The following is a 21,687-nucleotide window of genomic DNA, read 5'->3' as shown; positions in this document are numbered from 1 at the left end:
GTTGAGGCGGCTTCAGTACTTGCCATCGCGCGATTCAAACTTGGTTGGCTTCCCGTACAGCCGGCCACCCCGTTGGGTCCAATCTGCCACCCATTCGATTTGTCGCAGCAATGGAACCCGAGGGTAGCCAAACAGGCGCTCAGCCTCGCCAGTATTCATGATCCATGCGGTGGGTGCTTCTTCGCCGGTGATGAGCGCAGGTTTGTTGAACCGTCGCCCGAATGCTTCGGCCAGCCAGCGGACGGAGGTGGTTTCCGGGCCGCTGACGTTCAGAGCCGACGTGGGTACCGTGGTGTGGGCCAGGCAGCGCAGCGCCTGCGAGTTGGCATCGCCTTGCCAGATCACGTTGACGTGACCCATGGTGACGTCCACCGGTTCTCCGTGCCAGACTTTGGTGGCCACATCCGACAGCACGCCATAGCGCAGGTCGATGGCATAGCTCAGGCGAAACAGCCGTCCCGGGGTCGAGTGTTGCCGCGAGAAATATTCAAACAGGCGCTCACGTCCCACACAGGAATTGGCGTATTCCCCCGGCGGATTGGGCGCCAGGCTTTCGTGTGCCCCTTGGCTGTTGACGGGTACGAAGGGGTAGACGCATGCGGTGGAAAACGCCACGATCCGGGATCGGTTGAAGGCCTGCGCCACCAGCGCCGGCACGTGCGTATTCATGGCCCAAGTCAGGGCGTTGCTGGTACCCCCGCCGAACTTGTGGCCAGCCATGAAGACGATGTTTTTGCATTCCGGCAGCTTGGACAGCGCTTGTGCATCGAGCAGATCGCAGGCAATGGTTTCGATGCCATGCTTTTCGAGCGTTGAACGCACCAGGGGGTCGCTGAAGCGCGCGACGGCCATCACTCGGCGTTGTGTCGGCAGGGCGTTGCGCGCCAGCCGTGCCAGGGTGGGCCCCATTTTTCCGCCCACGCCCAGTATCATCAGGTCGCCATCGAGGCTGGCCAGATCGTTGATGAGCTCGCGTGAAGGGGTCGCGAGGTAGTCGTCCAGCGCCTGTTCTGTCTCGAAGTGGTCCGGGAACGCGATGTCGTTGAGCAGGGGAGCGGTGTGCATGAGTGATGTCATTGGATTCCCGAACATGGCTGGCGCGATGGCGCTGGTGCCGGCGTGCTCCGGTGGAGTCGTGGCTTCGCCGATCGCTGGGCAGGTGAGTCGATTGTAGGCCGGGGTTCGGTGCCTGACTTGTGTCGTGTCCACGGGCCTGGTTCGGTCGATCTCGAAGGATTCTTGGTGTCGCTGCCGTTTTATGGTAATTTGTCTATTCGTTAAGCTATATGTAAGGTTTATGCTGGGTGAAGCCGGCTACCTTAGGAGACTTCATGAATCTTCGATTGCCACGTGGGCTGTTGGGTGTGGTGCTGCTGGTGGCGGCGCTTCTGATGCTCGCCGTCACACAAGATGCGCACGCGCGTCGCTTTGGTGGTGGTGCCAGCATGGGCCGTCAATCCAGCAACGTCATCAAGCAGCGTCAGGCGGCGACTCCACCTGCTGCACAGAACACGCAGCGTGCTGCAACTCCTGCGGCCGGTGCAGCGGGGCAGGCTGCAGCGGGTACGGCCGCCAAGTCGGGCATGTCGCGCTGGCTGGGCCCCATTGCGGGGATCGCAGCGGGCCTGGGTATTGCCGCATTGCTCTCCAGCATGGGGTTGTCGGGGGCGTTCCTTGAATTCCTCTCCAGCGCACTCCTGATTGGCCTGGTGGCCTTTGCCGTGATGTATCTGCTGCGTCGCCTGCGCGGTGCGCAACGGCCGCTGTCACCTGCAGGGGCCACGCCAGCGACTGGGTCGGTCTACCGCCAGGCTGAACCTACCCCTGCTGCGCCGTCCGCCTATGCTGCCTCTTCTGCCGCGGCACCGGTCATCGAATCCGTGGCATCGACCCAAGTTCAGGATCCCAGCTGGTTCGTCCCCGAAGGCTTTGACGTGCCTACGTTCCTGGTTCAGGCCAAAAAGCAGTTCGCACACGTCCAGTCCCTTTGGGATGCGGGTGATCGCGAAGGCCTGCGCGAGCTGACCACCGACGACCTGCTGGCTGAAATCACGCCCCAGTTGCCGCAGCCCGGCGAAGGCAACCGCACTGAAGTGGTGTTGCTCAATGCCGAGCTCTTGGGCATGGAAACCGTCGTGGGTGGCCATCTGGCCAGCGTGCGCTATTCAGGGATGATGCGCGAGACCGAAGGCGCCGAAGCCTTCCACTTTGAAGAGGTCTGGAACCTCTACAAGGCCGAGCAGTCGGGCTGGCTTTTGGCCGGTATTCAGCAAATCGCAGCGCGATAAGCCGTCTGCGGGCACGGGTTCTGTGCCCAACCGCCCGATCCTGGTGCAGCGCTGGGGTCGGGTGGTTTCGTTTGGGGCAAGCATGCGCCCCAAAACCAGTACACTGAAACCCTTCTCGAGTTTGATGGCCGGTTACACCGGCTGTGCGATCATGCCTGTCCCGTTCTTGTTCCCACGCCCCTCTGCACTATTGCTGCAAGGCATCAATGCCTTGCTCAGAAGAGAGGCATGGGCTCGCGAGCGGCTCTCGGGGCACACCGGTAAATCGCTGCGGGTGGCGGTGGGGCAGTGGGTGCTGCAGGCCAGCGTGGCGTCCGATGGCTTTCTTCAGGCGTGTGACGCAGCCGTGGTCCCCGACGTCACGGTTTCGGTGCCTGCCGAGCGGCTGAAAGAGTTGCCGCGCGTTTGGCGTGAACAGGGTCAGTCTGGCGTCGTGGGGCTCATGCACATCCAGGGTGATGCCGGCTTGGCGCACCTGATGTCCGATCTTGCGCAGTCTCTGCGCTGGGATGTTGAACAGGATCTGTCCCGGGTGGTGGGCGACGTGCTGGCGGTGCGGCTGGTGTCTGGCGCCCGGCAGTTTGTGGCGGCCGCACGGCAAACTGCGCAGCGGGCACGCGACAACGTCTCGGAATACCTTGCAGAAGAATCCGACCTGCTGGTCAGGCCAGCCGAGTTTCGTGCCTGGTCGGAGCAGGGGCGGGGGTTGGCGGATCGTCTTGACGGTCTGGAGCGGCGTTTGTGTCATCTGGAGCAGGCATGCTGATTTTTCTGCGCCTGGTCTACATCTTCTGGGTGTGCCTGCGGTACCGCCTTGACGAGCTTGTGCTCTCCAGCATTGAACACCCCTGGGCCCACTGGTTGCTGCGAATCGTGTGTCTGGGGCGCAAGCCGCATCGTCCGCGGGGCGAGCGCCTGCGCCTGACCCTTGAAACCTTGGGTCCCATCTACGTCAAATTTGGTCAGGTGCTGTCCACGCGGCGCGACCTGGTCCCCCCGGATATTGTCGATGAGCTGGCGCGGCTGCAAGACCGGGTACCGCCGTTTCCTTCGGATCAGGCGGCCGCCATCATCGAGGAATCCCTGGGGTCGGCCCCCAGTGTCCTGTTTTCGCAATTCGAGCGTGATCCCGTCGCGTCGGCATCCATCGCCCAAGTGCACTTTGCAGTGCTGCACGATGGCCGCGAGGTCGCGGTCAAGGTGCTGCGGCCGGGGATGCGCGAAGCCATCGAGCGCGACCTGAAGCTGCTGCGGGTATTGGCGGGGCTGGTTGAACGGCTGGCTCCCGATGGGCGGCGCCTCAAGCCCCGCGAGGTCGTCGCCGAGTTCGACAAATACCTGCACGATGAGCTCGACCTGCTGCGCGAAGCGTCCAATTGCAGCCAGCTCAGGCGCAATTTTGGACCTGATACCGGGCGCGCCAACCTGCTTGAAGTCCCCGAGGTCGTCTGGGAATACTGTGCCAATCAGGTGTTCACCATGCAGCGAATGTATGGTGTGCCGATCAGCCACATTGACCGTCTGCGTGAACTGGGCGTCGACATTCCGCTGCTGGCGCGGCAGGGCGTGGAAATCTTCTTCATGCAGGTTTTCACAGACGGCTTCTTCCATGCCGACATGCACCCGGGCAACATCTACGTGTCGGATGCCCCGGAAACGCTGGGTCGCTACATTGCGCTCGATTTCGGGATCGTGGGGTCGCTATCCGAGTTTGATAAAAACTATCTGGCGCAGAATTTTCTGGCGTTCTTTCAGCGTGATTATCGGCGGGTAGCGCAACTCCACATAGAATCCGGCTGGGTGCCTCCCACCACGCGTGAAGAAGAACTTGAGGGTGCCGTGCGAGCCGTGTGCGAGCCTTATTTCGATCGGCCTCTGGCCGAGATTTCGCTGGGCCAGGTGTTGTTGCGCCTCTTCCAGACTTCGCGTCGTTTCAACGTCGAGATCCAGCCCCAGCTCGTGCTGCTGCAGAAGACTTTGCTCAATGTGGAAGGCATGGGGCGTGAACTGGACCCGAACCTGGATCTGTGGCAAACGGCAAAACCGTTTCTCGAGCGTTGGATGCATCAGCGCGTGGGCCTGCGGGGCTTGCGCCAGCGACTCGAGCAAGAAGCCAGTCAGTGGGCGCAGATCCTGCCTCAGGTGCCGCGTCTGGTGTATACCCGCTTGAATCACCCCGATGCCGGCCCGGCCGTCAAGGCTGAGCTCGAGCGTCTGCGGCGTGTTCAGGAGCAATCCAATCGCCTGCTGATTGTCTTGTGCGGCATTCTTGCAGTCGGGCTGGGGGTCGCTTTGTGGGCATTGACGCGGGGTGGAGGCTTCTGATGGCCAAGGCACGCTTCATGACCAAAGTCCTGGACCCGGAGGCTTGCGAGCGCGCCGTGCATGACGGTCTTTTTGCCCGGCCGCTGGTGTTCACCAATGGGGTGTTCGACATCCTGCATCGCGGGCATGTGACGTATCTGGATCGGGCGGCTCAGCTGGGTGCCACGCTGGTGGTGGCGATCAATACGGATGCGTCTGCGCGGCGTTTGGGAAAAGGGCCGGACCGTCCTCTGAACCCGCAAGATGACAGGGCGGCCATGCTGGCTGCCTTGTCGTGCGTGGATGCCGTGACGTGGTTCACTGAGGACACGCCTTTGGAGCTGATCGATGCCTTGCACCCTGACGTGATCGTCAAGGGGGGCGATTACGACATGGATACGCTTCCTGAAACCGCCCTGGTGCGCACTTGGGGCGGCCGGGCAGTTGCCATTCCCTTTGAGTTCCAGCGGTCCACCACTGCGCTGGTGCGAAAGATTCGCACAGCGCAATGACACGTCAGCAGTTGGCTGCTTGCTTGATGGCGGGCGGTTCTGGCGGGTTTTCGAACTTGAAGCGCGACCGCGAGGTGCCGCGCAGCGGCTTGACGTAGGTGTCGAACAGCTGAGTCGTTTCGAAGTTGGCGGCGCTCGTGCGCGTGATGCGGCAGGCCGTCATGATGGGGCTGCGCCCCACGATGACCACCAGGCGCCCGCCTACGGCCAATTGGTACTTTAAGGAATCAGGGACGGCGGGCACGGAGCCCGTGACCAGGATGGCATCGTATTCGGCGGTGCCCCAGCCAGCATGGGCGTCGCCCGTTTCAACCGTGACGTTGGCCACCTGATTGCGGGCCAGGTTGGCCTTGGCGAAAGCCGACAGGCGGCTTTCGTATTCGATGCTGGTCACTTGCTGGCAGAGGCGTGCGAGCAGCGCGGCCTGATAGCCCGAACCCGTGCCGATTTCGAGCACGCAATCGGTAGGCGTCAGGTGGAGCTCGGCGGCAAGCTTGGCTTCAACCTTGGGCGAGAGCATGGATTCGCGCGTGTCGACGCCATCGATGACCAGAGGGAGTTCGGTGTCGGCAAATGCGAGTGCGCTCAGGTGCGGCGGTACGAAGCGCTCGCGCGGCATGTCGAAGATGGCTTGCAGCAGCTTCTGGTCGTGGACGTTCCAGGTTCGAATCTGCTGTTCGACCATGTTGAATCGAGCGCGATCGGACTCGGCAATGTCATTGACGTTCATGTCGGGAAAGCCTGATAGTTTGTATTGCTTCGATTATAGGGCAGGTGTTGGCTGGGTCAGGCCTTGGGCCACCATGCGTGAAAATGCTGCACCGGGCCGTGGCCTGAACCGACCTGCAACTGCCCTGAAGCCGCGATAGCTCGTTCCAGATAGGTTTTGGCTGCTTGGGCGGCTTGTGGAACGTCAGGTGTGCGTGGCAGAAGTGCAGCCAGTGCCGCTGACAGCGTGCAGCCCGTGCCGTGCGTGTTCTTGGTTTCGATTCTCTGCCCAGGCAGTTCAATCATGCGGTCACCATCGTGCAGAACGTCGACTGTGTCGCTGCCGGGGAGGTGCCCCCCCTTAAGGTACACCCAGCGCTCCCCTTGGTCACTCATCAGTCGCCGTAGCCGCTCGGCCGTGCGGCGCATGTCCTTCACGTTGTCGGGTGGACTTTGTTCCAGCAGGACGCCTGCTTCCGGCAAGTTGGGCGTGATGACCGAGGCCAGCGGGACCAGCCCTGTGCGCAGGGCGTCCACGGCCTGACGTTCGAGCAGATGGTCGCCGCTCTTGGCGACCATGACGGGGTCCAGGACAAGATGGGTTGGCTTCCAGTGTGCCAGGCGGTCGGTGACAGCCCGGATCACGCCGGTCTGCCCCAGCATGCCGATCTTGACCGCGTCCACGCGCACGTCGGAAAACAGGGTGTCGATCTGCGCAGCCACGAAATCTGGCGGTACGGGGCAGATCTGCGTGACGGCCTGTGTGTTCTGTGCCGTGAGCGCCGCGATGACGGCCATTCCGTAGGCCCCCAGTGCACTCATCGTCTTGACGTCAGCCAGAACGCCGGCACCCCCCGAGGGGTCCACGCCGGCAATGGTGAGTGTGTTGGGAATCATGCAGGGCTCCTGTGGCGCGGGGTGTCAGGAATCACCCCTTGAAGAGCTCACTAGAATAATGCATTTGGATGCTCACTGAGGCACGCGGGGGGTGGTCGCCTCTCGGCTGCTTTCAAGATCCCTGCACAGCGCGACGGCTGCGTCGACCAGGCGTGGCCCGGGTCGGTGCAGCCAGTCGGAGGCGATGGCGTAGAAGTGCCCGTCCTTGGCAGCTGGCAGCCCGTAGCGGGCCCACCAGCTGCGTCGGGCCTGCAGGGTGTTGTGCCCCTCAGGTGACATGATCACCACGTCGGGGTTCAGGTGCAGGACGGATTCGACGCTGACTTGCGGGGCGGCGATGCGTGAATCCGCATACAGATTGCGCCCGCCGCAGTGTCTCAGGATGTCATTGATGAGCGGGTCTTTGCCCAGTGTGTAGAGTGGGTCGGCGCTGACTTCAATGAACACGCTCTGGACTTTGGCGCGGGGCGCGTGCAACTGGCGGATTTGTTGCTCCAGATGCGAGGCTTCCTGATTGGCCACCCTCTCGGTGCCCAGTCGCCGCCCCAGGCTGCGGATCAGAGTCGGGATATCTTCCAGGCTTTGCGGATTGGCGTAGATCAGCGGCACCTTCAGCCTTTTGAGGCGTTCTGCCAGCGCCGAGGTGTTTGGCGAAGGCTGCCATCCGATCACCAACGTGGGGCGCAGCGCCAGGATGGCTTCGTCATCGAGCTGCATGACGTCACCTACGTGGGGCAGGGCTTGCACGGCCGGCGGGTAGTTGCTGTTGCGGTCCGTACCCACGACGTCAGCCCCTGCTCCGGCCGCAAAAACCAGCTCCGTGACGCTAGGGGCGAGCGTAATGACCCGGGGAGACGCCGCAGCAGCAGGGGTGATGCTTGCCAGACACAAGGCGGCCCACCAGGCCCACGCTGTTCTGACGAGCACCCTCATGGCTACATTTTCCAGGAAAGGTTCACGAACACATTGGAACCCGGTGTGTTGTAGCCGTCTACCAGAACGTAGTCCTTGTCGAGTACGTTGTTCCAGCGCACCTGCACTCCCAGGGATTTCGTGAGGTCATAGGCGGCCGTCAGGTTCACCAGTGAGTAGCCGCCCAACGGGGTGGTATTGGCGGCATCGTCGTAGCGGTTGCCGGTGTATTGGTATTCGGCACCGAACTTCCATGCCTGGATGCGTTGCTCTGCTGACAGATGGAAAACCTGGCGTGCCCGGCGGGGGAGCATCGAGCCTTGATTGGCACGGGGTGCGTCATTGCGTGGGTCCATGAAATCGGCGCTGGCGCGCAGCGTCGTGTTCCCCAGGTGTTGCTCTCCGGTGAGCGTCAGCCCGCGAATCACCGCGCGATCCAGGTTCTGCATCTGGAATGCTGAATCCGCCGCGATCATGTCGGTGATGGTCAGCTGGTAGAGCGTTGCCCGCAGGAGTGACCCGTGGGCCTGATACTGCAGATGGGTTTCCAGGTTGCGCGATTTTTCCGGCTTCAGATTCGGATTTGAACCCCATCCGGGTCCGGCGTAGAGGTCGTTGAACGTAGGTACCCTGAAGCCCGTGTTGCCGGCCACGCCCGCTTGCCAGTGGTCGCCCAGGTCCAGGTCGGCCCCCAGGCTGCCCGTGGTCTGGCTGCCATAGCTGCTATAGCGGTCGTTGCGCGCACTGGCCTGCAGATGGACTGGGCCAAACACCCCTTTGTAGACGGCGCCGGCCGCGGTGTCGTCACGTTGATTCTTGGAATAAAGGTTGGATCCGAAGATGTTTTCTTCAGTGCGCTCTATGAACAGCGCCACCTGCTGGCCTTTGACAGGCTTGAAGGTGTGGGTCCAGTTGTATTGACGCTTGATCGATTCGACGGTGCTGTCGTAGGCGCGATCATCGTAGCCATCCTTGGAAAACCCGAAGCGCAGGCTGCTCGTCCACCAGGGGGTGAGCTCATCCGTGCTGGTGAGGCTGTAGGCCTGTTGCCGGTAGATGGCGTGGGCGTTGGGGATGGATGAGCCGGCATCGTAATCGCCATCGATATAGCCGTTGTAGGCCGTGAGCCCTACGTGGTGGCCCGGGGCCCAACGATATCCCAGGGTGCCCGACCACGCGTGGCTGTGGTAGCCGTCCCGATCCGGGTTGTAGCTGGAATTGGACGTCCCGTCTTCTTCCAGCCTGCGCGTGGCGTTGTAGCCTCGGCTGTCGGCCCCGCTCGTTGAAAAGCTGTAGTCCCAGCCGTGGCTGGCACCCGAGAGTCCCAGGCTGGATTTGGCGGTGTCGTTGCTGCCGTATCCCAGGTTGGCCCAGGCCGAAAGCGGCTTGTCCTGTGCGCCTTTCTTGGTAATGATGTTCACGACGCCACCGACGGCACTGGACCCGTACAGGCTGCTGGCGCTGCCGCGCAGGATCTCGATGCGTTCTACGGTAGACGGGTCTATGGCCGCGAAGGCGGTTTCGCCGGACGAGGCACCGTTGACGGGGATGCCGTCGACCAGAACCAGCGTTTCCTGCGTGCTGGCGCCTCTCAAGGAAATACCGGTCAGGGTCTGGGGCCCGCCGCGTGGCGTGATCTGGACGCCGGGCGCTTGCCCGATGATCTGGGCGACGCTTTCGCCCTGTGCGGCCTGCAGTTGCTGCGGACCGATCACAGTGACGTCACCCACGACATCGCTGAGCGGTTCGGGGGCACGGCTGGCGGTGACGATGATTTCCTGCAGTGTCGGAATGGTGCCTTGATCGGGCAATGATTGGGCCGTAGCGGCCAGGGGGAATAAGAAACAGAGGGCGACCGTGCAGCGGCACGGTGAACAGGCAAAGGGCATGATGGTGTCCTGGTGGGCGCGCGTCCCCGCACGCCGGATGGCAAACGCTCGTCGATCACGGTCGTGGTTGATGATCGTGAATCAACAAAGAGTCAGGAAATTGAAGCAGGCTGGTATCGGGCTGGCGCGTCGTCCGGTCTTTCGACCGGGCAGCGCGCTCACCGTTGCGGGGGCAGCACAGCCAGACTCGTGAGGAGTCCTCTGTTTCCCATTTGAATGCCGCGCATTGCACTGCGAGGCATACCTTGTCGTACCAACTGATTGATCTGGTGCGCCTTTTTGAGTGCGCACAGTCGTCAGTCAGCACATGACTTCGACGCGCAATATATCATGCTGGCTCGGCGGTTCCAACAGGGGCCGTGTGACCGGCTCTTTGACGCTCCCCCCTGTTGCCGACTGGCTTTATCACCCTCTCTGCCGTTCCAGCAGCTGGCGCAGCATGGCGGCCTGAAGAGAGGGCAGTACCGTCTGGTGCGGCGTTCAGGCTGCCTGTGTGGCGTGCCAGCGGTTCCCCAACAGGAAGTTGGCGATGCGCTGCATCAGGCCGTGTTCATCCTGGGTGCGTGCGGCACGGGCTGCACGTTCTTCGGCCATCAGACGCTCGAAGGCCTGGTTCACGGGGTAGTTGGAGAAAGGTGCCACCATGGAATGCTCCTTCAGTCGCCGGTTTGATTAGGGATAACCCTTATAGGGTTTACGATAGGATACCAGATTCCGGTTCGAATTTGAAGGTAGATGAAACGGCGGTGCAATGATTGGTGCGGAGGCGCGAACGATACAATAGAAGCCTTTTTTCTTTCGTCCCGGATCGACTGTGAGCTACCCCGTCCTGCCTTATCCCATCGAATCCTATACACGGGGCGCCGATTTCGTCCGCCTGCTGGATCAACGCATCGTGGTGCTCGATGGCGCCATGGGAACCATGATCCAGCGCTACAAGCTGACCGAGACCGATTTCCGAGGCGAGCGTTTTGCGTCTCATGTGAAGGACCTGAAGGGCAACAACGATCTGCTCCCGCTGGTGCGCCCCGATATCCTGCGCGATATTCATCGGGCCTACCTGGAGGCGGGTTCGGACGTCATCGAAACGGATACGTTTGGCGCCACGCGGGTGGCCCAGGCTGACTACGGCCTGCAGGATATCGCTTACGAGATGAACCTGGCGGCCGCCAAGCTTGCTCGTGAAGCTTGCGATGCAGTAGCCACACCCGATCATCCGCGTTTCGTGGCCGGGGCCATCGGCCCACAGCCCAAGACGGCCTCGCTATCGCCCGACGTCAATGATCCCGGCGCGCGCAATGTGACCTTCGAAGAGTTGCGCGTCGCGTATACCGAGCAGATCAATGGGCTGCTCGATGGTGGCGTCGATATCCTGCTCATCGAAACTATTTTCGACACGCTCAATGCCAAGGCGGCGATCTTCGCGATTGAAACTGTCTTCGACGAACGCGGCATTCGGCTGCCTGTCATGATTTCAGGGACAGTGACGGATGCATCCGGCCGCATTTTGTCGGGGCAGACGGTCGAGGCTTTCTGGAATTCGGTCCGGCATGCGCGGCCCGTCACGATCGGTCTGAATTGCGCGCTGGGCGCGGCGCTCATGCGGCCCTATGTGGCCGAGCTCTCGAAGATCTGCGATACCTACATCAGCGTGTATCCCAATGCAGGCTTGCCCAACCCCATGGCTGAAACCGGATTCGACGAAACGCCGGCTGATACCTCGGGGATGCTCGAAGAATTTGCGCAGGCAGGGCTCGTCAACGTGGTGGGCGGCTGCTGTGGCACCACACCGGACCATATTCGCGAAATCGCGCGCAAGGTCAAGGGCTTGCCTCGGCGCGAGCCTCCTGTCATCCCGGTGAAGACACGCCTGTCGGGGCTGGAGCCACTCAACTTTGATCGTGAGACGCTCTTCATCAACGTGGGTGAGCGTACCAACGTCACGGGCAGCAAGAAGTTTCTGCGTCTGATTCGCGAAGAAAAATTCGACGAAGCGCTGTCGGTGGCGCGGCAGCAGGTCGAAAACGGGGCTCAGATCATCGACGTGAACATGGACGAGGGCATGCTCGACGCCCTGGCCCTGATGCCGCGTTTCCTGAATCTGCTGGCGTCGGAACCCGATATTTCGCGAGTTCCCGTGATGATCGACAGCTCGAAGTGGCCGGTGATCGAGGCGGGCCTGCGCTGCATGCAGGGCAAGTGCATTGTCAATTCGATCTCCATGAAAGAAGGCGAAGAGCCGTTCATCGAGCATGCAAAATTGTGTCGCAAGTATGGTGCGGCAGTGGTCGTCATGGCGTTCGATACCCAAGGCCAGGCGGACACGCTGGAGCGCAAGACGTCGATCTGTGCACGCGCCTACGACATTCTGGTCAATCAGGTCGGGTTTCCGCCGGAAGACATCATTTTCGACCCCAACGTGTTTGCAATCGCCACCGGGATCGACGAACACAACCCCTATGGGGTGGATTTCATCGAGGCGTGCGGCTGGATCACGAAGCACCTGCCACATGCGCGCGTTTCGGGCGGGGTTTCCAATGTGAGCTTCTCCTTCCGTGGCAATGAAGCCATGCGAGAGGCCATTCACGCGGTGTTCCTGTACTACGCCGTCAAAAACGGGCTCACCATGGGGATCGTGAATGCCGGGCAGCTGGGGGTGTATTCCGATCTGGATCCCAAGACGCGCGACTTGGTCGAAGACGTGGTGCTCAATCGGGCCGAACCGGTCGGGAAGACCGATCCGGCAGATGAACGCACCCCGACCGAACGGCTGGTGGAACTGGCCGAGACCATTCGGGGTGCCGGCACCAAGAAGGAAGAAGACCTCACATGGCGTGAGGGCACGGTGCGCGAGCGTCTGACGCACTCGCTCGTGCATGGCATCACGACTTACATCGTCGAGGACACCGAAGAAGTTCGCCAGGAGATCGCCGGAAAAGGCGGGCGCACGATCGAAGTCATCGAGGGTCCGCTCATGGATGGTATGAACGTGGTGGGCGATCTGTTCGGTTCGGGCAAGATGTTCCTGCCGCAGGTGGTCAAATCAGCGCGCGTCATGAAGCAGGCAGTAGGCCATCTGCTGCCGTTCATCGAAGACGAAAAGAAGCTGCTGGCCGAAGCCGGGGGCAACGTGCGCTCCAAGGGCAAGGTGGTCATCGCCACGGTGAAGGGTGACGTGCACGACATCGGCAAGAACATCGTCACGGTGGTCCTGCAGTGCAATAACTTCGAAGTCATCAACATGGGGGTCATGGTGCCGTGCGCCAAGATCCTCGATAAGGCCAAAGAAGTAGGGGCTGACATGGTGGGGCTCTCGGGGCTCATCACCCCCAGCCTCGAAGAAATGGCCTACGTGGCCTCCGAGATGCAGCGTGACGAGTATTTCCTGAGCCGCAACATCCCCTTGCTCGTGGGCGGCGCCACCACCAGCCGTGTGCATACTGCCGTGAAGATCGCCCCCAATTACGAAGGGCCTGTGATCTATGTGCCGGATGCCAGCCGTTCAGTGCAAGTGGCCACCAGCCTCATGTCCGATCAGGTCGAAAGCTACCTGAAGAGCGTGGTGGATGAATACGAATTGGTGCGCGAGCGCCATGCCCAGCGCAAGGCGCAGCCCATGCTGACCATCGGTCAGGCGCGGGCATCTCGTCCGGCCATCGACTGGGCTCATTACACGCCGCCCCGCCCCAAGTTCATTGGCCGGCGCACGTTCAAGCACTACGATCTGCACGAGATCCTGAAGTTCCTGGACTGGACGCCGTTCTTCCAGTCCTGGGGGCTGATGGCACAGTTCCCGGCCATTCTCCAGGACGACATCGTGGGCGAGCAGGCGCGCAAGCTCTACGCCGAAGGGCAGGCCATGATGAAGCGTATCGTCGAGGGGCGCTGGCTCACGGCCAATGGGGTGGTGGCCTTCTATCCGGCCAACAGCATCAACGACGACGACATCGAGATCTACCGCGACGAGACGCGCAGCGAGGTCTTGCTCACGTGGCGTGGTGTCCGCCAGCAGACGCAGAAGCGTTCGGGGGTGGACAACAAGTGCATGTCCGATTTCGTGGCGCCCAAAGACAGTGGGGTGACGGATTACATCGGCATGTTTGCGGTCACGGGCGGTCTGGGCATTGAAAAGCACATCGATCAGTTCCAGAAGGATGGCGATGATTACTCCGTCATCATGCTGAAGGCGCTCGCCGACCGCCTGGCCGAAGGGTTCGCTGAAACTCTGCATGCGCGGGTGCGTCGCGACTTGTGGGGGTATGTGCCCGACGAAACCTTGTCCAACGAGGACGTCATCGCCGAGAAATACCAGGGCATCCGCCCGGCACCGGGCTATCCGGCTTGTCCGGAGCACATCGTCAAGCGCGAGATGTTCCGCGTGCTGGATTGTGGCGAAATCGACATGGAACTGACCGAAGGGTTTGCCATGATGCCTGCTTCCAGCGTGTGCGGCTTCTACTTCAGTCATCCGCAGTCCAAGTACTTCAACGTGGGCAACATCGGCGCCGACCAGGTCGAAGACTATGCCCGCCGCACGGGGCGTGACGAAGACGACGTGCGCCGGACGCTCGCCAGCGTTCTGCGTTAGAGGGGGGCCCATGCCTGACGCCACGCAGCGCAAGACCTTGGGCGCCTTCCTGCGCGGCGCCCGCGCGCGCGTGAGCCCGGGCGACCATGGCTTGCCTGCGGGGGTGAGGCGACGTACTCCTGGCTTGCGGCGTGAAGAGCTTGCGCAGATCTGCGATATCAGCACCACGTGGTATTCCTGGATCGAGCAAGGGCGGGACGTGACCGTGTCGGTCGACGTCTGGAGCCGCCTGGCCCATGCGCTGCGCCTGACGCGTGCCGAGCGTCATTATTTGTTCAGCTTGGCCGAATCTGCGGACCCCGAGGCGGCGCAACAGCAGGCAGTAGCCTTGCCCGATGGGCTCAGCGATTGCGTCGACAGTATTCGCTGCCCGGCCTACATCCTGGATCAGGCCTGGAACATGCTTGCGTGGAATGAGGCGCTTTCGCACGTGTTCGATGGTTGGCCTTTCAGCGGCCGAGCCAATTTGTTGCGCTATATCTTTCAGGAACCGGCTGCGCGCAGCCTGGTGGTGGACTGGGAAGAGCGTGCAAGCCGTGTCGTGGCCGAGTTTCGGGCCGACGTGGCAAGCCATGCGGCCGACCCTGACATCCAGCGCCTGGTGCTCGACCTGCAGACTGTGAGCCCGCTCTTTGCGCGTTGCTGGACGCGTCAACAGGTGGTGGACCGAGAAGGCGGGTTGCGCGAATTTCAGCATCCCACGAATGGCCGCCTGTCGTTTCGGCAGTTCACGTTTCGTCTGGCGATACGGCCGGACTGCAAGCTGGTGATGCTGCTGGATGCAAGCTCAGCGCCGCCGATTGCGTAGCTGATTGCCCGCGTGGGCCGGCAGGCGTTGGAACGAAAGGCTGGAGGCGGCTGCCATGATCGACACTACGGCAAAGCCCCACATGACGTCGATGCGATTGGCTTCCAGCCCCCCGCGCAGGCTGATGCTCAGGTTCAATGTCAGCGCTGCACACGCGACCCCCAGGCTCACGCCCAGCTGCTGTGCCATGGCCGAGAAGCTGCTGGCGCGGCTCATTTGGGCGGAGTCCAGATCCGCGTAGGTGAGCGCATTGATGGCAGTGAATTGCAGCGAGCGGAAAAACCCGCCAATGAGCAGGACCCCCACCATGATCCAGACCGGTGTGTCGGCACGAAAGAGCGCGCAGGCAGCCGTCAGGCTTGCAGCGATCAGGGCATTGATCGTAAGGACGCGACGGAACCCGAAGCGGCTGACGATGGGTGTCGCCACCAGTTTCATCACCAGGGCCCCTGCTGCCGACGTGAACGTGATCATGCCGGCTGAAAATGCCGAGAGACCGAAGCCCACCTGAAGCAAAATGGCCAACAGGAACGGTGAGGCGCCGGTGGCAAAGCGGCACAGATTGCCGCCCAGCACGGATACGGCAAAAGTCTGTGTGCGCAGCAGGCTCAGGTCGATGATGGGGTAGGTGACGTGACGGGCGTGGCGCACGTACAGCACGGCGCAGAGCACGCTCAGCACCAGCAACCCGGCGATGGTGCCCATCCCCATGCTCTCGTGGCCGATGGCTTCGAGGCAGGTCATGACGGCCGCCATGGCGATGCCGCTGAGCAGGAAACCCACCCCGTCGAGCCGGGGGCGGGTCTCTGGAGGCAGATGGGGGATGAACTTCAGCACCAGTGCAATGCCCAGGATGCCTACCGGGATATTGATGAGAAAGATCCAGTGCCACGAGGCATAGGTCACGAGGAACCCGCCCACAGGGGGTCCGATGACGGGTCCCAGCAACGCAGGAAGTGTCAGAAAGGCCATGGCCTTGAGCAGCTCGGATTTGGGTGTGCGTCGCAATAGCACGATGCGTCCCACTGGCACCATCATGGCGCCCGCCGCCCCTTGGATGACGCGTGCGGTCACCAGCTCGGACAGCGTCTGAGAGGCAGCGCACCCGGCCGAACTCAGGGCAAACAGCGCGATGGCCGCCAGAAAGACGCGCTGCCCGCCGAAGCGGTCGGCAGCCCAGCCGCTGATGGGCACAAAGATGGCCGTGGCCAGCAGGTAGGCCGTGATGGTGATGTTCATGTGAACTGCCGTCGTGGCGAAATCCACCGCCATGGCCGGCAGTGCCGTTGCCACGACCGTAGAATCCAGCATCTGCATGAACAGTGCACATCCCACGATGAACGGGATCATCCGCTGCTGCAGCGGGCGGTCGGGGGTGTCGGAGCCAGAATGGGCGTTGTGTGCGGGCATCAGAAACGGCGGGTTGCACCTAAGGGTGCTGTACACTTGGGGCAAATTGGCCACGGCGGCCGACTCAAGCTCGTTATTATGGCAAACAATTTTCAATCCGAACTGACGCAGTTCCTGAATCATTACAAGACGGAACATCCTGATACCGAAGCCCGCCAGCGCGCGGGGCGCTTTCGCTTGTGGGACAAAGAACTGGACGCCGAACAGCAAGAAGGCTTCCGTGCGGGACGCGTGGCGCAGGAGCCGTACGTCTACTATCAGCACGACTGACCTCTGGCAATGGCCACAGACAAGCCTGCGGCGGGGCTTGATGCCCTGATGTCTCCGGCTGTCGACAGTACGCCAGACGTCGTAGATCACATCGCATTGGCTCGTCTGTACGGTGAGCCGCTGTTTGCGATTCCCCAGGATCTGTACATTCCGCCCGATGCGCTCGAGGTTTTCCTCGAGGCGTTCGAAGGGCCGCTGGATTTGCTGCTCTACCTGATTCGCAAGCAGAATTTCAACGTGCTCGACATCCCCATGGCCGAGGTCACTGCGCAGTACCTGACGTATGTGGATCAGGTGAGGCAGACCAATCTTGAGCTGGCCGGAGAATATTTGCTCATGGCGGCGCTCCTCATCGAGATCAAGTCGCGCATGTTGCTGCCTGTGCGCCAGTCCGACGCAGGCGAGGAAGCAGAAGATCCGCGCGCCGAACTCGTGCGGCGGTTGCTGGAATACGAACGCATGAAGCTTGCGGCCCAGCGGCTGGATGCCCTGCCCAGGGTGGGTCGCGATTTTGCGGTGGCGCATGCCCAGGCCGAGCTCCAGGCCGAGCAGTGGCTGCCCGACGTCAGCCCTGAAGACCTGCGTGAGGCCTGGAGGGCAATCCTGCATCGGGCCCAGCTCAACGCCAGCCACCGCATCACGCGCGAACAGCTGTCGGTGCGTGACCACATGAGCCACATCTTGCGGCGGCTCTCGGGGGTGCGTTTCATGGAATTCACAGAATTGTTCATGGAGCGGATTGCCACAGGCGAGCCGACGGCTGTCATCGTCGTGCATTTCATTGCACTGCTTGAGCTGGCCCGCGAGTCTTTGCTCGAAATTACCCAGGCGACGGCGTATGCCCCGCTGTATGTCCGTTTGACTTATACCCATTCCGATTAGCGCCCCGTCTGTGCGGTTTGGCTCAGACGGGACGCTGGACTGGAGACCGGAGGCTCTCTTGAAAGTTGTTCACACCATCGAAGAATTGCGGGATCAGTTGCGTGGGCAGCTGCGCGTGGCGTTCGTTCCTACCATGGGAAATCTGCATGCGGCTCATTTGTCGCTCATGCACCTGGCGCGCCAGCATGGCGACCCCGTGGTGGCCAGCATTTTCGTCAATCGCCTGCAGTTTGCCCCCAACGAGGATTTCGACCAGTACCCGCGTACGCTGGCCGAAGATGTTGAAAAACTGGAGGCCGCCCGCGATGTTTATGTGCTGTTTGCACCCGATGAGCGCGAGCTGTATCCCGAGCCTCAGAATTTTCGCATTCAGCCGGCAGAAGCATTGGGCAAGATTCTTGAAGGCGAGTTTCGCCCCGATTTTTTCATGGGTGTCAGCACGGTGGTGCTCAAGCTCTTTTCCTGTGTGCAGCCCAGCGTGGCGGTGTTCGGCAAGAAAGATTATCAGCAGCTGATGGTGGTACGCGCCATGTGCCGTCAGTTTCAGTTGCCGGTCGAGATCATTGCCCATGAAACCGTGCGGGATGCCGATGGGCTGGCCCTGTCCTCGCGCAATCGCTACCTGAACCCCCAGGAGCGCGCGGAAGCGCCACAGCTCTACCGCTTGCTGCAGCACGTGCGAGATGAAATCCGGGCCGGACGAGGCGTGGACGACCTGGAGGCTGAAGGCATGCAGACGCTCAAGAAACGAGGCTGGGTACCGGATTACGTCGCCGTGCGCCGGCAACGCGATCTGGGCTCGCCTTCGACCGACGAAGTGGCCGCTGGCGAGCCGCTTGTGGTCCTTGCGGCCGCCCGATTGGGACGCACGCGGCTCATCGATAACCTGGAATTTCAGCGCGGGTAAGGTTTTGGTGCCGTTAGAAATGGCCTGTTAGAAATGGCAGGTGTACGGCGCGGTGCCTCATGACAGAATGCCCCCATAAAAACTGATAGGGGGCATTCATGAATCCAGATTTGCACGCGGGCCCAGACCCAGACCCAGATTCCGTTCAGGCGCTTTTTGGCACGCTCACGCTGCGCGAACGCGAAGTCGCTGCCTATATCACCCAGGGCACGCCTAACAAGATCATTGCGGCCGAACTCGGCATCTCACAGCGCACCATCGAAGCGCACCGCGCCAGAATCTTCCTGAAGCTCAGGGTCCGCAATGCCGTCGAGCTGACTCAGCGCTGCCTGTATTGGTGTGTGCCGGCCGTTGCGCCGGCCATGACACTGGCTGAACCCGATTCCCGGGTGGTCGTCCCGGCAGGTTTCAATGCGTCGGGCAAGCCTGTGCCGGGTGCGAAGCCAGCTCGTCGATGGGGTCTATGTCAGCCTGGCGTGTCAGTCGCGCGTCCAGCAGCGGGGCTTGCCCGTTCAGGCGCATCACCCGCCATACGTTCGACTGGATGAGCTCCAGCGCAGCATAGGCCTGGTTGCCCGACTGCAGTACTACGCGGGTCGGGTCGGTGCCGGTCAGGAACCAGCAGCCCATGGCGGTCTGTGCGGGTGCGTTTCCGGTCAGCATGGCATTGCGCGCACGCCACTGCCCGTCGGGGGCCAGGGTGAGCGTCATGCGGGTCGCTGAGCACACGTTGCTGTCTGGGCACGGGACCGTACCCAGGTAAGTGCGGGTTTCGGTCAACACCGAAGGCAGTGCGCTGGGGGCTGATGTACCGGCGGCCGGTGCCGCAGGGCTGCCTGGCGTTGCCGCTGTGGCCGGTGCAGCGGTGGGTGCAGGGTTTGCCGGCTTGGTGTTTTGGTCACCAAAACCAAATTGCAGTTGCGAAGGTGCCGTACCGCTCCCCGCGCCTTGGGCGCGCTGCAACGCATCAGTAGTGGTGCTTTCGCGCGGGATGTTGTAGTAGCCCGGTTCGCGTTGCTGCGCGCACGCGCTCAAGAGCGTGAGCAGGCTCAGGCTTACCAGAGAGCCTAAAAGAGTGGTAATGGGGCGGCGCGACATAAGGCATTGGCGTTCGGGTTCCGAAGCCGCCATTCTACGCATTTGAAGAGGGCTTGGCGATTGGGAACCGACTTGTACCGGTGGCTTGCCTGGGTCGTGGCCGTAGGGGTCATGGCGGGGATCGGCCTGCGAATGCGGCGCTGGGCCGAGGCGTATGCGCAGCGCCTGTATGCGGGACATGATGCCACCTCGGGCACGCTCTTTCAGGCTTTCCTGGATTCCAGCCCTTTGCGTCCGGTGATCGATGGTTTTGCCGCCCTCCTGCTGGGAGCGCTGGGTGGCGCTGTCCTGGGGGTGCAAGGGGCGTCTGCGTGGCCTTGGGTGGCGCTAGTGTTCATCCTGGCAGCACTTGCCTGGATCGATGCCTGTAGCGGCCTGCTTCCGGATGCGCTGACTCTGCCTTTCATGATCCTGGCCTGGGTATGGGGGCCGCTGACACTGACCACGGCCAGCAGCGCATCTGCGCTGGTCTGGGCGGGGCTGACTGCGGCTGCCGGCCTGTTTTACTGGTGGCGAGGTCGTGAAGGCCTGGGTGCGGGGGACATCAAATACCTTGCAGCCCTTGCCGGCTGGGTCGGTGTCCCCTCGGCTTGCCTGGTCTTGTGGCTTGCCTCTTTGCTGGGCGGGCTTGCCTGGTTATGTTCGTCTCGCATTCGCCGCCAAGGGGCCTGCGCATTTGGGCCTTGCATCAGCGTGGCAGCCTTGCCGGTTGTGCTGTGGGGTGATGCGTGGCTGACTCGATCCGGGATTGCCTGAGCCGGCTGTGGCCAGCCCACCTGCGGTAAAGTCTGGGTTTCGGTGCGCGGGGTACCTCCATGTTGACGATTGGTCTGACGGGCGGAATCGGGTCTGGCAAGTCGAAGGTTGCCGATTTTCTGGCGCAGTGGGGGGCCTCCATCGTGGATGCGGACCAGATTGCGCACAGCCTTACGGCGGTGGATGGCGAAGCCATCACTTCTTTGCGTCAGGTTTTTGGCGATGCGGCCATCCAGCCTGACGGCGGCCTGGACCGTCGCTGGATGCGCGATCGGGTGTTTCATGATGCCTCTGCCCGTCTGCAGCTCGAAGCGGTCCTGCACCCGCTGATCGATCAGGCCATGCGGATGCAGGCCCGGTTGGCTGATGGTCCGTATTGCGTCTTCGTGGTGCCGCTTTTGGTGGAATCCGGGCGCTGGCGCGAGCGGGTTGCCCGTATCTGTGTGGTGGACTGCGATCCGCAGACGCAAATCTCGCGCGTGCAGTCCAGAAGTGGGCTGACGCAAGATACCATTGAGCGTATCATGACCGCTCAAGCATCCCGGGAGGAGCGCCTGGCGGCCGCTGATGACGTCATCTTGAATGACGGCACGACGGATCTGGATACCTTGCGTGCGCGTACGCGTCGTTTCCATGATATCTGGTGTAGCCAGGCAGCACGATGATCGGCCGGACATACCCTTACGAGTAGGATCTCGCTGCGTGATTTTGTACGAAAACCCTTGCAACGAACGTGTGCGGACTCTCTTAAGGGTCGAATACCTCTTTGATCGTCTGTTTTTCTTCATCAAGGGCGAAGACCCGCGCTGCCATCAGATTGCCTTGACGACTTTGTTCGAGTTGCTCGATATGTGCGACCGTGCGGACGTGCGTACTGCGGTGCTGCAAGATCTGGACCGCCATCGTGCGGCGCTGTCGGGGTTGCGAGAACATCCGGGGGTGGATCGCCCCACGCTCGACAAATTGCTGAACGACATCCGGTCGGCGTCTGCCGATCTGGCCGATCAGGGGCGCATCGGCCAAGGGGTGCGCGAGAACGAATGGCTGGCAGGTTTGCGTGGTCGCATCACCGTGCCGGGTGGTTCGTCTCCTATCGATTTGCCGTCGTACTATGCCTGGCAGATCAAGTCTTCGAGCGCTCGTACGCATGATCTGGATGGCTGGATACGTCCCTTCATGCCCTTGTATAAAAGCGTTGCACTGATTTTGCAGCTGCTTCGCGATGCCGGCGATGCACAAGATCAGCTGGCAACTCAGGGGGCTTACCAGGAAATGCTGGGCGGCAAGACTTTCCAGCTGCTTCGCGTCTGGGTCGACCCTGCGCAGGGGGTATTCCCCGAAATCAGCGCCAATAAATACGTCATCTGGGTACGGTTTTCCGCCCAGGACAATACGGCCAAGCCTCAACCGGCCGGGCGAGACATCCGCTTTCGCCTCGCGCGCTGCAACATTTAGCTC

Annotated in this window: 20 protein-coding genes, 1 pseudogene and 1 riboswitch; of the genes and pseudogenes, 13 read left to right on the top strand and 8 right to left on the bottom strand. The window is 61.8% G+C overall.

Annotated features, from left to right (window positions below; genetic code table 11):
• Positions 1–12 precede the first annotated feature (12 nt).
• A complete protein-coding gene (locus tag VF285_RS07105; protein ID WP_346951918.1) occupies positions 13–1,065 on the bottom strand; it encodes an NAD-dependent epimerase/dehydratase family protein in 1,053 nt (350 codons plus the stop codon).
• A gap of 266 nt (positions 1,066–1,331) precedes the next feature.
• Here VF285_RS07105 and VF285_RS07100 point away from each other — a divergent pair, with 266 nt between their 5' ends.
• From VF285_RS07100 to rfaE2, 4 genes are all read left to right on the top strand, one after another.
• Entirely contained in the window at positions 1,332–2,288 is a 957-nt protein-coding gene (locus VF285_RS07100; RefSeq protein WP_346951917.1) for a Tim44 domain-containing protein, read from the top strand.
• A 151-nt stretch (positions 2,289–2,439) separates the two neighbouring features.
• A complete protein-coding gene (locus VF285_RS07095; RefSeq protein WP_346951916.1) occupies positions 2,440–3,054 on the top strand; it encodes a ubiquinone biosynthesis accessory factor UbiJ in 615 nt (204 codons plus the stop codon).
• A complete protein-coding gene (gene ubiB / locus VF285_RS07090; RefSeq protein ID WP_346951915.1) occupies positions 3,048–4,613 on the top strand; it encodes a ubiquinone biosynthesis regulatory protein kinase UbiB in 1,566 nt (521 codons plus the stop codon). Before VF285_RS07095 ends, ubiB begins: the two co-directional genes overlap by 7 nt.
• A complete protein-coding gene (rfaE2, locus tag VF285_RS07085) occupies positions 4,613–5,104 on the top strand; it encodes a D-glycero-beta-D-manno-heptose 1-phosphate adenylyltransferase (RefSeq protein WP_346951914.1) in 492 nt (163 codons plus the stop codon). Before ubiB ends, rfaE2 begins: the two co-directional genes overlap by 1 nt.
• 4 nt (positions 5,105–5,108) lie before the next feature.
• On the opposite strand, the gene VF285_RS07080 is transcribed toward rfaE2, so the two are convergent.
• The 5 genes from VF285_RS07080 to VF285_RS07060 form a co-directional block, all read right to left on the bottom strand.
• Positions 5,109–5,834 carry a protein-L-isoaspartate O-methyltransferase gene (locus VF285_RS07080; protein WP_346951913.1) on the bottom strand — a complete coding sequence of 242 codons (726 nt, stop codon included), beginning with the start codon at positions 5,832–5,834 and terminating at the stop codon, positions 5,109–5,111.
• Between the two features lie 56 nt (positions 5,835–5,890).
• Positions 5,891–6,709, bottom strand: coding sequence for a bifunctional hydroxymethylpyrimidine kinase/phosphomethylpyrimidine kinase (thiD, locus tag VF285_RS07075; protein ID WP_346951912.1), 819 nt, complete (start codon positions 6,707–6,709; stop codon positions 5,891–5,893).
• Between the two features lie 72 nt (positions 6,710–6,781).
• Positions 6,782–7,642, bottom strand: coding sequence for a cobalamin-binding protein (locus tag VF285_RS07070; RefSeq protein WP_346951911.1), 861 nt, complete (start codon positions 7,640–7,642; stop codon positions 6,782–6,784).
• A gap of 2 nt (positions 7,643–7,644) precedes the next feature.
• Positions 7,645–9,432: a TonB-dependent receptor domain-containing protein gene (locus VF285_RS07065; protein WP_346951910.1), complete on the bottom strand. Its 1,788-nt coding sequence runs from the start codon at positions 9,430–9,432 to the stop codon at positions 7,645–7,647.
• Between the two features lie 169 nt (positions 9,433–9,601).
• Positions 9,602–9,773: riboswitch (cobalamin riboswitch) on the bottom strand.
• 217 nt (positions 9,774–9,990) lie between these two features.
• Positions 9,991–10,155, bottom strand: a complete 165-nt coding sequence (locus VF285_RS07060; protein ID WP_346951909.1) for a hypothetical protein — start codon at positions 10,153–10,155, stop codon at positions 9,991–9,993.
• A gap of 169 nt (positions 10,156–10,324) precedes the next feature.
• Between VF285_RS07060 and metH the strand changes: the two genes are divergently transcribed.
• Both metH and VF285_RS07050 read left to right on the top strand, forming a co-directional pair.
• On the top strand, positions 10,325–14,098 hold the full coding sequence (metH, locus tag VF285_RS07055; protein WP_346951908.1) for a methionine synthase: 3,774 nt from the start codon (positions 10,325–10,327) through the stop codon (positions 14,096–14,098).
• A gap of 10 nt (positions 14,099–14,108) precedes the next feature.
• Positions 14,109–14,906: a helix-turn-helix transcriptional regulator gene (locus tag VF285_RS07050; protein ID WP_346951907.1), complete on the top strand. Its 798-nt coding sequence runs from the start codon at positions 14,109–14,111 to the stop codon at positions 14,904–14,906.
• On the opposite strand, the gene VF285_RS07045 is transcribed toward VF285_RS07050, so the two are convergent.
• Positions 14,886–16,316 (bottom strand): DHA2 family efflux MFS transporter permease subunit, encoded by a 1,431-nt coding sequence (locus tag VF285_RS07045; protein WP_346951906.1) that lies wholly within the window; start codon positions 16,314–16,316, stop codon positions 14,886–14,888. The two genes, VF285_RS07050 and VF285_RS07045, sit on opposite strands and share 21 nt — an antisense overlap.
• A 78-nt stretch (positions 16,317–16,394) precedes the next feature.
• On the opposite strand from VF285_RS07045, the gene VF285_RS07040 reads away from it, so the two are divergent.
• The 4 genes and pseudogenes from VF285_RS07040 to VF285_RS07025 all read left to right on the top strand — a co-directional run.
• Positions 16,395–16,586 carry a DUF3460 family protein gene (locus VF285_RS07040; RefSeq protein ID WP_346951905.1) on the top strand — a complete coding sequence of 64 codons (192 nt, stop codon included), beginning with the start codon at positions 16,395–16,397 and terminating at the stop codon, positions 16,584–16,586.
• A gap of 9 nt (positions 16,587–16,595) precedes the next feature.
• Complete coding sequence (locus tag VF285_RS07035) at positions 16,596–17,468, top strand: ScpA family protein (RefSeq protein ID WP_346951904.1); 873 nt, start codon at positions 16,596–16,598, stop codon at positions 17,466–17,468.
• A 58-nt stretch (positions 17,469–17,526) separates the two neighbouring features.
• Entirely contained in the window at positions 17,527–18,375 is an 849-nt protein-coding gene (gene panC / locus VF285_RS07030; RefSeq protein WP_346951903.1) for a pantoate--beta-alanine ligase, read from the top strand.
• Between the two features lie 98 nt (positions 18,376–18,473).
• Positions 18,474–18,686 (top strand): annotated as a pseudogene (locus VF285_RS07025) (LuxR C-terminal-related transcriptional regulator); the annotation flags it as partial.
• Positions 18,687–18,783: 97 nt separating this feature from the next.
• Here VF285_RS07025 and VF285_RS07020 read toward each other — a convergent pair.
• Positions 18,784–19,506 carry a copper resistance protein NlpE N-terminal domain-containing protein gene (locus tag VF285_RS07020; RefSeq protein ID WP_346951902.1) on the bottom strand — a complete coding sequence of 241 codons (723 nt, stop codon included), beginning with the start codon at positions 19,504–19,506 and terminating at the stop codon, positions 18,784–18,786.
• Between the two features lie 27 nt (positions 19,507–19,533).
• Between VF285_RS07020 and VF285_RS07015 the strand changes: the two genes are divergently transcribed.
• The 3 genes from VF285_RS07015 to zapD are packed head-to-tail and all read left to right on the top strand — an operon-like array spanning position 19,534 to position 21,684.
• Positions 19,534–20,229, top strand: a complete 696-nt coding sequence (locus VF285_RS07015; protein WP_346951901.1) for an A24 family peptidase — start codon at positions 19,534–19,536, stop codon at positions 20,227–20,229.
• Between the two features lie 59 nt (positions 20,230–20,288).
• Positions 20,289–20,894: a dephospho-CoA kinase gene (gene coaE, locus VF285_RS07010; RefSeq protein ID WP_346951900.1), complete on the top strand. Its 606-nt coding sequence runs from the start codon at positions 20,289–20,291 to the stop codon at positions 20,892–20,894.
• 37 nt (positions 20,895–20,931) lie between these two features.
• Positions 20,932–21,684 (top strand): cell division protein ZapD, encoded by a 753-nt coding sequence (gene zapD / locus VF285_RS07005; protein WP_346951899.1) that lies wholly within the window; start codon positions 20,932–20,934, stop codon positions 21,682–21,684.
• Positions 21,685–21,687 lie beyond the last annotated feature (3 nt).

The sequence above is a fragment of the Castellaniella sp. genome, assembly GCF_036379515.1.
GTDB lineage: Bacteria > Pseudomonadota > Gammaproteobacteria > Burkholderiales > Burkholderiaceae_B > Castellaniella.
The sequence above is the reverse complement of the archived record's forward strand: the minus strand, read 5'-3'. Positions and strand labels throughout refer to the sequence as shown.